The sequence below is a fragment of the bacterium genome, from assembly GCA_024742285.1.
Taxonomy (GTDB): Bacteria; Myxococcota_A; UBA9160; order UBA9160; family UBA4427; genus UBA4427.
This window is the reverse complement of the sequence record JANSYR010000011.1, coordinates 1-11439: the sequence shown is the minus strand read 5'-3', so window position 1 is coordinate 11439 and position 11439 is coordinate 1. Positions and strand designations below refer to the sequence as shown.

Genomic DNA, 11439 nt, shown 5'->3' with positions numbered 1-11439 from the left:
TCTTCGCCTCCCGACTACGGAGCGCTATTCGGCGCAGCGAAAACGCCGAGCGGCGCCCAGCCAACCGGGTACAAGTTGCCGTACCTAGGCCCAGAGGTCAGGTCATCCAATGTGAGAGAACCTCCACGGTCCAGCGCCCGAATATCCGCTTGAAGCCGAGCGCGCCACCTGTCCACCCTCCGCCCCATCCGAGGTAACCGCGGCGTTCGTCGTGATCGAGAATGAACAGCCCGATCGATATCGGATAGAAGACGCCTGTGTGCTCGTCGATTGCAGCTGACTCCTCTGGAGACAGTACGACTACGCGCGCGGCGACTGAAATCGCCGAGAAGTCGACGTTGTCGCCTACGACGAAGAGAGTCCTCTCGGATCCCTCCCCAACGGGAGAGCCTAGGGCTCGCTCGATGTGAGCGTCGTCGAAGTCAGCAGCGCTAACCGGAGCGACCACACGCGCGTGAAGCCCGGACCCGAAGAGATGGGGGATTGCCGCCTTGAGCGCATCAGCTCGCGCAGAGTCGGCCTCCAATCGATACGGCGTCCGGGGCAGCGCGTCGAAAGCGTCGGGAAGACCGTCCCCGTCGGAGTCCGAGCTGGCCGGATCAAGAAGAAGGGCTCTCTCGAGAAGGTCCGTGAGGCCATCAGTGTCGCTGTCTTTGGCAAGAGCCTCCAGCGAAACGGTGAGTAGGCGCCCCGCCTCCCGTCGCTTTGAGCCAAGGCCGATCGGCGGGAAGCTGATCGTCGATGTATCGATCTCCTCGATCTCGACGGCGAGCTGCACCATCTCTCCTGCGAGAATCGGTATCTCACTCTCGGATTCCACGACATACGGAAAGTGAGCGCGGAGCCCCGTGTAGAATCTCCGGGTCCAGCGCTTGCCTCCGTCTGGTGAGAAGCTGAGCCAATACCCCCCGCCTCCGACTTCGCCCATCGGGTCGACGTCTTGATTGAGATGCACGCGAGCTACGAGATCGCCGCGGCGATCAGTGCGGACAACGTCGCCAGACGAATTCGTATCGGAACGCGCCGCGTTCGCAATCCATTGCAATAGCGGTGTCGATGGTCGATTCGTCGACGCAGCGTCGGAAGCGGAACTCTCAGTGAACGGCGATTCGAAGCGTGCGTCGACTGCTCGCTGTGTCTGAGCCGGGAGATCCGCAGATCGGTCTGGCGCATCCGCGATCTCGAACCTGCTTCGTATTCCGTTGTAGTGCTCGCGAAGCCGCGTTGACGCCCCGCTTAGGAATTTCTTGTCGTGCTGCTCGAAGTACTCGAATGAGGACGTCTCAAACGGGTTGACCTCGTCTTCCTTGAACGCGGCTTCGAAGCGTGGGTAGCCGGCCTCTCTCGCGATCTGTCGGCTGAGCTGAATCCAGGTGTCGTTGTGATGGCAGGTCTCGACGGTGTCGCTGAACATCTCTCCGCCGCCAGCCAGCTCGAGTAGGAATTCGAACGAATCGTCAACCTGCTCGCCGAGGGCAACCGCAAGGAGGCGGTAGCAGGCGTGTGGGGTGCTGTGACGGTACAAGAGGCTCTTGTCGGCGGACGGAGACGGAAGCTTCGGCGGCGACGGCATCAGTGAAAGTGCGCGATCAGTCCGTCCCGCGACCAAATAGGCCGCGGCAAGCTCGAGAGCCAATGCCTCGTCGATCCGCCCGTCTATCCCACGAAAGCCGCTAGGAAACACTCGCTCGAACGCATTCGGCGACCCGAGCATCCGGTTCCGATCGTCCTCAGAGCGGCTCTCCCACAACGCGAGCGCCTCGCTGCCTTGCCCCGAGCTGAGCAATGCGTGAATCAGCCCTCGATCGATCGTGAGCCGTAGCGCAGCTGAGGTGGCGTGCTCCGAGGCCAGCTCGAGCGCGACCTGACGGACGGCAATTCCGAAGGCTGCCGCGTGCCAATTGCTGTCGAATCGGCGCGCGAGGAGTCCGAGTACCTGAATATCCTCGGGGTAGTCGGGCAGCAGAGCATGGTAGAGGTCTTCGCACTCATCGCTGCCAATCACGATCGGCGCGAGTCGCAGCAGCGCTTCACGGCGGTCGCCCCACCGTTCGCCAAGGCGCTCGATGCCGTCCATGTCGCAGCGCTGGGGGCTCGCGGAGTAGAGCTTTCCGAGCGACTCATAGAGAACCCACTCGCGGGGAGCGAGCTCGATCGCCTCCCAGTAGTGCCGCTCCGCTTCGGCGTAGTGTGTGCTGACAGATCCTTCGAGCACGGAATCTTTCCAGGCGGCCGTCTGCGCGAATGTGGCCCGAACCGCGAGGCGGGCCGCTTCCGCCGGAAGATTGAAGGTCTCCGCGACGCTCTCTTCGACGCTCGTCCCGGGCGTCTCGGTGAAGTAGAAGAGAAAGCGCGCGAGCCGAGGGCTTCCCGGATACCCGTACTTCAGCGGCGATTCTTTCCGAAACGCGCTTAGTCGGGGGTTGAGCGTATCGGTATCTGACTCAGCTTCACGTCGGCGTTCGCCCGGGGATGCCCAGCGAGGTGGGCCTACCAGATCAGGCTGCGGGTCGATCATCCCCGGGTCGCGGGACTCGATCGACGCGACGCCATCGCTTGAACACGACGAGGCGACCAACGAGATACAGGCTGACCCGAGCAAGAACGCGGCGACGCGCGCGAGGTGTTTCGAACTCATGACCGAGCAGCCCTCCCGTCGCGGTCTCTTCGGAGTCGCCGCACGCTTAGATGGAGAATCGCGCGCGCCGTCTGGTTTCGTGCGAATCGGGTAGACGGGTGCGGGTCGAATATTGTTACGGCCCCGCTGAGAAACGCTCAGCAGCAAGCCTTGGCGCCTGGGCCCCGCTGGCTGGCCGGGGGCGCAAGTAAGCCGAGGTGGGACCAGCAGATTCCGTGGCCGCGCGATGGGCGATGGAGTTCCGGAGGGAGGCGAGCGCGGCACGCAGGGGCCTCCGAGGCCGCAGAGGATGCCATCGGGGTCGGGGCGGCCGGCCGGCAGGCAGGCGGTGCGCCGAGCGCGGCAGGGTCGGTGTAGCCTGCGAGGACGCCTCGAGCGGCGCGGCTCGCGCGGGCGCACCGCGCATAGGGCCTAGCCGTGTGGGTGCAGATTCGTCGGGGCGCACAGCGGGAAGCCGCGCGTAGCCCCGTGGGGGGATTTCCCGGGTCTCCGGGTCTACCGGGTCTTAGTGCACCCCGAGCAAGTTCGAGGCTCTCAAATTCAAGTTCTTCTTGCCCCCTCGACTTTTTTGGGGCTCGTGGGAACGAGCGAAGGCGGACGGACCCGGTAGACCCGGAAACCCGGAACTTGCCTCCCCCCCCCCCGGGCATCGCCTCCCCCCCCGCTCTAGAAGTTCGGAACCTCGCCGCGCCACCACCGCGCCCGCCGCGCGATGTCGTCCACCTCGAACCACCAGCGGGTCTCCTTGGACCGATTCGTCTCGGAGCGCAGCACGACCCCGCCGAAAGGTCGGTCGCGGTGATGCTTCAAGATATTGCCCAGCCTCCGGAGCGAGATTCCTCCCTTCCCGAACCAGTTGTCGATCGCAGCACGAGCGCTGTCGTCGAGGTCACGCAGCAGAAAACGCCGGTCCGGCGCACCCCCGACTCGCCCCTCAGCGAAAGCCAGCAGTACCCGAAAGAGCAGCCCGCGCTCCTCGAGCTCGGGGTCGTCGGCCTTCGCGTTCGGCATCGTCTCCACGGGATCCGTCCGGTCGAGCCAGACCAGCGCCCCCCGGATCAAGTCGTAGTCCTCGAAGGACCCTAGCGGTCGGACGGACGCTGGTCCCCCGGCCGCGCGGTAGGCCCGCAGGACGGTCAGAACGTCCGCGACGGCCTCAGCCCGCCGCTCCTTGACCTCGATCAGAGGATTGAAGGAGAAAGATCGATTCTCCGGGTTCTCAATACGCGGGTCGATCGTGCAGGTCACCTGGCGACGCACCATGTCGCCTTGGAACCTCAAGTTGTTCCCCGTCGCGAGCACGGTCACGCGGCTCGGTAGCAGCATCCGCTCTGACTTGCCGAGGATTCGCGCCTGGACCTGATCCATCGTGAACATCATGCAGAGGAAGGCCCCGTGCATGGCGTGCGTCACGTTGTCGATGAGAATCACCTGATCACCGGTGCGCAAGAGCGAAGACAGGCGCTTTTCCATCTCGTCGGCGTCGGGCGTGAAGGTGATCGCCGAGGGCTCCACGCCTGCTCCGATCACCCCGACCATTGATGTGAGGAGTGTCTTGCCGCTTCCCGGCGATGGCGCCGAGAAGCCATGGAGCGGACAGGGTCCCAGCTCGCCACGCACGACCGCCAGGAGCGTCGCCGCGAGCGCCACCGACCGGTCGGCCTCCGTGACGAAGGGAAACTCCCGGAGCGGATGCGCGAGGCGCTCGAGCGCCGCCGCGGCAGCGTCCTTCCCCGGCTCCATCCCCACCGACGGATACATGTCCGCCGGGTATGCAAGGAATAGCCCCGTCTCAGGATCGTATCCCGGCTCGTCGCGATCCAGCGACGGAGTCGTAGAGACGCCCCGGAGAATCGGGAACCTCGTCTCGTCCGCCAGTGCGGCAAGAGTGCCGCAATACGGCCGAGTCCTGGCTGCCGGGACTTTCTTCGGACCTTCCTTGGTCGCCATCCAGAACTTCGTCCCGGTACGCGAAAGCTCGATCATGAGATAGTCGGGGTTTGCAACCGCGATCTCGGAGACGCCAGCGTGTCTGTAGATGCGCTGCGCACCCGAGCGGTCGGATTCGGCCTCGGCCTCCTCCAACTCGCGAACGCGAGCGAGCTCGGCACCCCGGCGATAGATGTTCCCGCGCGCTGCGAGCACCTTCTCCAGCGCCTCGACTACGAGATGGGTGGCGTAGTCGTTTAGCTGGATGGAGCCGGGAGCCGAATCGACGGCCGGGTTCCGCTCTGGCGTCCCTGCAGGTTCCTCCCCACCTGGCTCCTCGTCGCCGATCCCCCATCTGCACGCCCGTACGGCGGCACCGAGGCAGCGCCAGCGCGCCCGCTCGGGGTCCGACTGCTCGTTGCAGTGCGGGCTGTCCTCGAGCGCAGCCATGATCCCCTCGATGGGCTCACACATCTCCAGCAATTGCTGGGCCACCCACTCGGCCTCCCGCGACCTGTCGATCGCTCCCTTCTCCTGGGTCCACTCGTGGAGTTCGACCCAATTGCGGCCATTCTCGGTGAGCCTGTCCAGATCGGGTGGGCCCGAATCTCTGACCCGCTCGATTAGCTCAAGCTGCCAGTCGTTAGGTTCCCAATCGCCCGCAAGCTGAAGCTCCTGAATCCTCTCGTCGAAGAGGATTTTTCCCGTTTCTCGAGTCCCGACCGTCTTGCTGCCGTGCTCCGACGACTGAATGCTGAACTTCTCAGCCAACTCGGTCAGCAGGCCCGCGGTCTTGCAAGGGCGCTCGAGGAAGGTCGCCCAGCGCTTTGTCTTCCAGTTCATAGTGCCCGCAAGCCGGCTCTGCCGGTTGGCGTTGTGGACCGAGTCGACCTCGACGGGCGCGCCTTCGAGCAGTGACTTCAAGCGGGCCTGGATGGCCTTGCCTACCCGCGTGTACATCTGGAAGTTCGAAACCGTATTCGGCGCCGGCTCTGTGAGTCGGAGCATCGCCTGGACGCCGCGGCCAGAGTCGAGCACGTGCCACAGGGGCAAATGAAGGTCACGAATCGCCTGACGGGCCAGCTTGCGCAACGCGGGCGACATGGCCTCATTTCCGAGAGGGTCAATGTCGATGAGTATCCACGTCAGGCGGAGAATCTCGCCGTGACGCGGATCCTGCACCGGCGGATTGCCGACACTGCCCTTCGACACCACGCGCTTACTCTTGTCGGCGTTCCAGACTCTGGGTTCGGAGCCGGTACCATTGGCGACGGCATAAAAGCTCGGCGGATTCGATGAGTCCGCCGCGGCGTGACGCTCGCGCACCCAATCGACCGCGTCGTCCGCAGTCGTAAATCTACGGCACCCAAGGGTGCGTTTCGAACCGGCAGGTGCCTCGCGATATTTGACCACCAGCACCAGGGCCGGGTCGGGCGCTTCGTCGTCTACCTGCGCCTGCAACAGGTCAGTCAGCTCGACACGGAGGTGGTCCTTCTCAATCTCTTCAGGAAGGTTGTTAGTGGGAGACGAAGGGGTATCGTTCGCAGCGTCATTTCGGACGCCATCTTGAGCGGTCGCGGGCGCTCCCCCGCGGCCGTTCGTCATTTCGGAAGCCATAACAGCGTTCTCTCCGGACTGGTCGATGCTTCAGCATCTCGGATTGCCTTTCTGCTCCGCTCGATATTCCGAAGCCCGGACCGCCATCGTCGATCACCCACCCTGGGCGTGGCTACTGCGACCCGTCGGTGCGCGCATTGCACGCCCACCTGATTCTCTTTGATGTTGATTTCTGTCGACATTGCGTCGACGCGAGCCAGTGAGTGCAATCGTTACTCACCGTTAGGGATCGGCAATACGAGACGTCCAGCGTTCCGTATGACTCTGACCAAGCTGTCGGCATTCGCCGACCACGCACTATTCTCGGCGTTCGTCCTTGATCTCTTCCATCCAAGCTTCAACATCTCTACGGCGGTACCGAATGGATCGACCGATGCGGACGTAAGGCGGCCCGGTCCCGCGCCGACCCCGCCACTGCTTCAGGGACACTTGATGCACCTTCAGCAGAGTCGCGACCTCGCCGGTCGTGAGCATCTCCAGCGGGTCGGGAGGCACCCGCCCAGAGGTCTCCCTGGGCAGGCGCTCCACAACCAGCTCGGCCACGCGCTTAGCAAGGTGTTCGAGGGCTTCGTCGAACATGACTTGGGCAATCCAGTAAGGTGATCGACATCCGCACTACGTCGGCGAGAGGACGCCGTACTGCTTGGCCAGCGCGATCAGCTCGTCTCGAACGTTGAGGGTTCGGCCTGGTACTCCGTTTTCCATCAGGACCACCGTTTCGACTCCGTCGTCGATATGGGTCATCGCTGACCGCAAGGTGGCGTGAATGTTGTGGGCGATTCTTGCGTGATCGGCGAAGTCACAGTTGTCCGCCTCGACGAAGTACCGAACGATGATCAAGTACGCCGGAAGAAATCCCGGATTCCGGCGAACAAGTCCGTGCGCAACATCCCAGGCCGCCTGGTAGTGCCCATCCTCCATCAGCCCCGCCGAAACGTTCCAGGCCTCGTCGTCTTCCCAGACCGCACTACGCATCGCGGCGGCGGGTACGCCAGTGGTGTCTGAAGTCTTGTCTTCGATCGTCGTATTCGTGCTCTCGCGATTGGCCATCTTGGCCTCCTCTTACCTCTCGTGCCGACCAACGTGGCCGGCTCTGCTGGTGAAGTGGACGGGACAAGGGCAATCGGTCGGGAAGCAATCCGCTCAGAGTGAACGCAATCATTCCCCCTCGCGGGCGCTAAGTCTGGGACCACGACAGGCCGATGCTTGCCGGGGAATGGCGGAGAACAGCGTCGAAAAAATTTCGGAAATCTTCGACTTGCCGGTTAGTGATGTACGGCGCGAGGTGTTGATGCTCCGCGACCTATTCCGCTACCACACAGGTGAGAAACGCTTGTCGAACCCACGCAGGAGGCAGGCAAGAGCGCTCCAAAAGAAATACCGGGAGCTCGCGGAACGCACGGCGGCGTTCGGAAGGGGAATCCACGTAATCTATGGAGACTGGATCTGCGCCGAGGTGCGGCTGCTGGAGTCGCTGAAGGAGGCAGACGAGGCGATCGACTACCTCTTCGCGGTGATGGCGGAGCCGAAGCAGAACGCCACGATCAAGTGGCAGGAGATTCTCGCCGGCAAGTCGGTTACGCAGTTCTGGGCGAGACACCGGAGCGACGATCAGCTGACCGTCCACTTCGACAAGTTCAAGGGGCCGATTTCGGGTGAGAACGAGTTCAGCCGATTCGCGCTCAGCATTCTCACGCTGCCAGAGATCGGACTTTCTCCGGAGCGCGTGAAGACGATCATGGAACGACGGATCCGCCAATGGATTGCGGAGACGCGCACGGAGGCGGAGGCCGAGATGGCGGACTAGCCGTCGTCTCCCTCGGCCCCTTCGTCCTCGTCCCGATCCCCCTCCCCCTTCATCCGCTCCGAAAGGAACTGCGAGACTCGGTTGCACTCGGCCCGCATGCTCTCGAGCGACGGGCTGACGTAGCCGAACGTCACGTTGTCCTTCGGGCGGGCGTGATTCAGGATCAGCTGGATCGTCACGAAGTTCACGTTCAGCTCTGCCGCAGCCGTCGCCCAGGTGCGGCGCAATCGGTGAGGACTCGGAACCTCGATCTCCGACTCTCGATACTCGCGCAGGGGACCGCAAGCGTTGGCCGCGCCGTTGCCTCGCCGCACGGCCGGGAAAGCCCACTCTTCCGAGAGCCGATCCTGCCGACGCCTTTCAAGGATCTCGAGCGCCGTGCGAGAGAGCGGCAACGTAAACGCCTTCTTGCGCCCCCCTTTGGGCTCCGGCCGGAACAGCGTGCCCGCCTCCCAGTCGACCTCCTCCCACCTCACGCGCGCTGCGTCCGACTTGCGCAACGCCGTGTGGAGCAGGAAGAGCATGTAGTCGCGGCGGATCGGGTTCTCGTAGCGGTCAAGCGCCCGGGCGAAATCCGGGAGCTCGTCCCACGGGACCGGGTTGTCGCGCCGCTCCTCCCGATTCCACTCGACGGCATCCGTGGGGAGGTCCGCGGGCAGGTCCCGGTGCGATTTCCGAGCGGTGCGGTAGCAAGCCCGGAGATGCTTCATGATGCGGTTGGCGAGGTAGGGACCGGAGGCCCGGCTGAGCTGCATGTGGCGGGCGCGAACCTCGCCGGGCGCGAGCTCGTCGAGCGGCCGACCGAGCCATGGCTTCACGTGTCGCCGCAGCTCGACCTCCAGCATCCTGATCGAGCCTTCGGCGCAGCCCCGGTGGCGCATGGATTCCTGGTGCAGCCGAACCGCCTGTTCGAGCGTCGGCTGCTCCTTGGGCGGTTTTGGCCTGATCGACTCGCCCAGATCCATCTTTCGCGTCAGCTCGCGGGCGCGCTCTCGGGCGGAGGCCAGATCCCACGCAGGCCACCTGCCGATCGTCGTTCGGCGGGTCTTGCCCGTGCGCCGCTCGTCTCGCTGGAAGACCCAGCTGCGCACACAAGAGCCGTCAGCGCGCCGCTTGCCGACTCGGAGGTAGAGACCAGGCTGGCCAGCGTCCGCGATGAACTGAGGCCGGTCGGTCGGCTCGGTGGCCTTGACCTTCTGCTGTGTCAGGCGGACGCGCGGCACGAGGTGGTCTCCTCTGCCCGAGAGGAGGTTCAGGAACAGGTTCCTGACGCTCCCTGGGCATACCGAGTCATACCTCGTCGTCGGCCAAGCTGCTGATTTGATTTAGGATTTTCCCGGGAGCCACCCCGGGCTACCGGCCGTGGAGAAGTTAAAAGTCTCCTGCTCTACCAACTGAGCTACGGGCCCGGGCGTTGGATACCACCCCACCCCTCTGCCGTCGACCAGACCGCCCTCAGCGTCTCGACGAAGGCACACCCGATCAATAGTTTCGCCTCGACTTTCGCCTTTTGATTGCTTTTCGCCCGACTTTCGCCTACGGTCCCGGGACCCCGAGAACCCCAGGAGAACGACCCGTGAGCGAACCGATCAAGCCCCTCGACCTCGACCTGAATGACTTCGACCGCAACCTGGACCGCTTCGCCGGCGACCTCTCGGAGGACGAGCTCTACGCCCCCGCCGACGTGAGCGAGATCCCGGTCGCTTCCTTCTCGGTTCCGACGCTGACGAACTCTCCGGGCTGCACGCCTTCGGGCGCGGCGCGCCCGATCCGTCGCGCCCGAAGCGTCCAGGTCGATGCCTGGTCGGCGCCGGCCCCCGCGAACTGGGGCCGCTCTCGCCGGACGGTGCGCAAGGTCCAGAGCCAGGGTCGCGGCCGCGCGAAGCGTGGAGCGGCGGGCACGCCTTCGTCGGACTGGTCCCTTCCTTTTTGAGGCCTTGAGCGTGTGCGCTTGAAGGCCACCCATTCTGCTCGTTGGGCGACGCCCAGCGCGTAGGTGCGTGGCGCATCACGGGCAACGTGGAGCGAACTGAGCACGAAGGAACGCACGTGCTCAGTCCGTTCCAGCCCGAACGCGCTTTCGGACGCGGATTGCGGACATCCGTTCTGAGCTTCGCCGGTCCCCCTGGCGAGACTCGGGGCGCGGCGGATTCCGCGGGACGCTCGATCTCACCGGCCCGATCGGAGGGCGAAACCGATCGGGTCGGTGCAGGTCGACGACGCCTCTGACGGAGCCCGCTCGCCGCCCGCTCGCAGGTGCAGGCGAAAGAGAAGGACTCGCCGAGCGCTCGCCGGCGAACGACTCGCCAATCGCACCCAGGCGAACGATCACTTGCCGAGCGCCCGCAGGCGAACGATCACTCGCCGAGCGCCCGCAGGCGAAGGAGAAGGACTCGCCGAGCGCCCGCAGGCGAAGGCTTAGCCGAGCTGATCCGGCGAGATATCGAAGAGCAGCCCCGAGTGGTCGCTGCCCGCGATGTCGACGACGCGGAAGTTGTCGACGCGGAGGCCGCGGACCATCGCGTGGTCGATCCGCAGATAGCGCGGGCTCTCGGGCTTCGGGCCCCAGGTGCTTTGGACGTCGCGGCCTTCTCGCTGGGCGCACTGGATCGCGCCATCCGTGAAGCGCCGGGCGAGGCGGCGATAGAGCGGCCAGACCGGGGTGGCGTTGTAGTCGCCGACCATGAGGCGTGCGTCGCTCGGGTTCGCGTCGAGGAAGGTCTCGAGGCCGGCCGCCTGCCGTGCGCGCACCCGCGACGGCGGGAAGGGTCGCGCCGAGTGCGGGGCCTGGAAGTGGACGTTGATCAGCGAGATTGGACGCGCGAGCCCGTTCCAGACGCCCGGATCGAGCACGACATGGCGGGCCGGACGAAAGTCGAGGGGGATCCGCTCGTACTCGGCTTCCTGGCGCAGGGCGATGCCCATGCCCTGGAAGCCGTCGGTGGGCTCGAGCCCGCCGAAGGGGAGCTCGTCGGCGATGGCCTCGGCGTTCTCCCAGCCGAGCTCCTGCGCACAGAAGACGTCGATCTCGTAGCGGCGAATCATCCCGACGAGGGCGTCGCTGTCCGCGCGCCCCCACCAGAGATTCCCCGAGAAGATCCGGATCGCCTTGCTCAAGCCCATTCCCTCCGCGCCGCCCTGGCCGGCCTCCCCGCGACGCGGGACGCTCGAGCAGCAGCCTCCCGCCTATCGGCGGGCTCGGAGCTTGGATCAACCGCCACGACTGGAAGTTCCCGACGAGACCCGATCGGGGGCAGAAAACCGGCAACGCACCCGCACGACCCGGCCTCGTTCCGCCTGGGCTAGATGTGGGACCTAAGCAGCTTGTTGACGGTATTCCCTGAGCCGCTGCATAGGCGTCTTCTTGCCGAGCGAGCGATGGGGTCGCTCATGATTGTAGTGCTTGACCCAGGGCCGCAAGCTTTCGGCACGCATGGCTGAGGACCGG

The 11439-nt window shown here is 64.9% G+C and carries 8 protein-coding genes; 2 read left to right on the top strand and 6 right to left on the bottom strand.

Features of this window, described 5'->3' with window-relative positions:
- Nucleotides 1-97 precede the first annotated feature (97 nt).
- From NXI30_18890 to NXI30_18875, 4 genes are all read right to left on the bottom strand, one after another.
- On the bottom strand, nt 98-2638 hold the full coding sequence (locus tag NXI30_18890) for a hypothetical protein (protein MCR9096298.1): 2541 nt from the start codon (nt 2636-2638) through the stop codon (nt 98-100).
- Between the two features lie 666 nt (nt 2639-3304).
- On the bottom strand, nt 3305-6184 hold the full coding sequence (locus NXI30_18885) for a hypothetical protein (GenBank protein ID MCR9096297.1): 2880 nt from the start codon (nt 6182-6184) through the stop codon (nt 3305-3307).
- A 297-nt stretch (nt 6185-6481) separates the two neighbouring features.
- On the bottom strand, nt 6482-6763 hold the full coding sequence (locus tag NXI30_18880) for a helix-turn-helix domain-containing protein (protein ID MCR9096296.1): 282 nt from the start codon (nt 6761-6763) through the stop codon (nt 6482-6484).
- A 36-nt stretch (nt 6764-6799) separates the two neighbouring features.
- Entirely contained in the window at nt 6800-7234 is a 435-nt protein-coding gene (locus NXI30_18875; GenBank protein ID MCR9096295.1) for a hypothetical protein, read from the bottom strand.
- A 166-nt stretch (nt 7235-7400) separates the two neighbouring features.
- Here NXI30_18875 and NXI30_18870 point away from each other — a divergent pair, with 166 nt between their 5' ends.
- Nucleotides 7401-7991 (top strand): hypothetical protein, encoded by a 591-nt coding sequence (locus tag NXI30_18870; protein ID MCR9096294.1) that lies wholly within the window; start codon nt 7401-7403, stop codon nt 7989-7991.
- On the opposite strand, the gene NXI30_18865 is transcribed toward NXI30_18870, so the two are convergent.
- Nucleotides 7988-9214, bottom strand: coding sequence for an integrase family protein (locus tag NXI30_18865; GenBank protein MCR9096293.1), 1227 nt, complete (start codon nt 9212-9214; stop codon nt 7988-7990). The genes NXI30_18870 and NXI30_18865 overlap by 4 nt on opposite strands.
- 353 nt (nt 9215-9567) lie before the next feature.
- Here NXI30_18865 and NXI30_18860 point away from each other — a divergent pair, with 353 nt between their 5' ends.
- Nucleotides 9568-9924: a hypothetical protein gene (locus NXI30_18860; protein ID MCR9096292.1), complete on the top strand. Its 357-nt coding sequence runs from the start codon at nt 9568-9570 to the stop codon at nt 9922-9924.
- 485 nt (nt 9925-10409) lie between these two features.
- Here the strand turns inward: NXI30_18860 and NXI30_18855 are convergent, their stop codons facing one another.
- Entirely contained in the window at nt 10410-11108 is a 699-nt protein-coding gene (locus NXI30_18855) for an endonuclease/exonuclease/phosphatase family protein (protein ID MCR9096291.1), read from the bottom strand.
- Nucleotides 11109-11439 lie beyond the last annotated feature (331 nt).

What these genes read in the sequence shown, in the direction of transcription:
- NXI30_18890 (MCR9096298.1), bottom strand. Translation starts at nt 2,638, where the DNA reads ATGAGTTCGAAACACCTCGCGCGCGTCGCCGCGTTCTTGCTCGGGTCA.
- NXI30_18885 (MCR9096297.1), bottom strand. Translation starts at nt 6,184, where the DNA reads ATGGCTTCCGAAATGACGAACGGCCGCGGGGGAGCGCCCGCGACCGCT.
- NXI30_18880 (MCR9096296.1), bottom strand. Translation starts at nt 6,763, where the DNA reads ATGTTCGACGAAGCCCTCGAACACCTTGCTAAGCGCGTGGCCGAGCTG.
- NXI30_18875 (MCR9096295.1), bottom strand. Translation starts at nt 7,234, where the DNA reads ATGGCCAATCGCGAGAGCACGAATACGACGATCGAAGACAAGACTTCA.
- NXI30_18870 (MCR9096294.1), top strand. Translation starts at nt 7,401, where the DNA reads ATGGCGGAGAACAGCGTCGAAAAAATTTCGGAAATCTTCGACTTGCCG.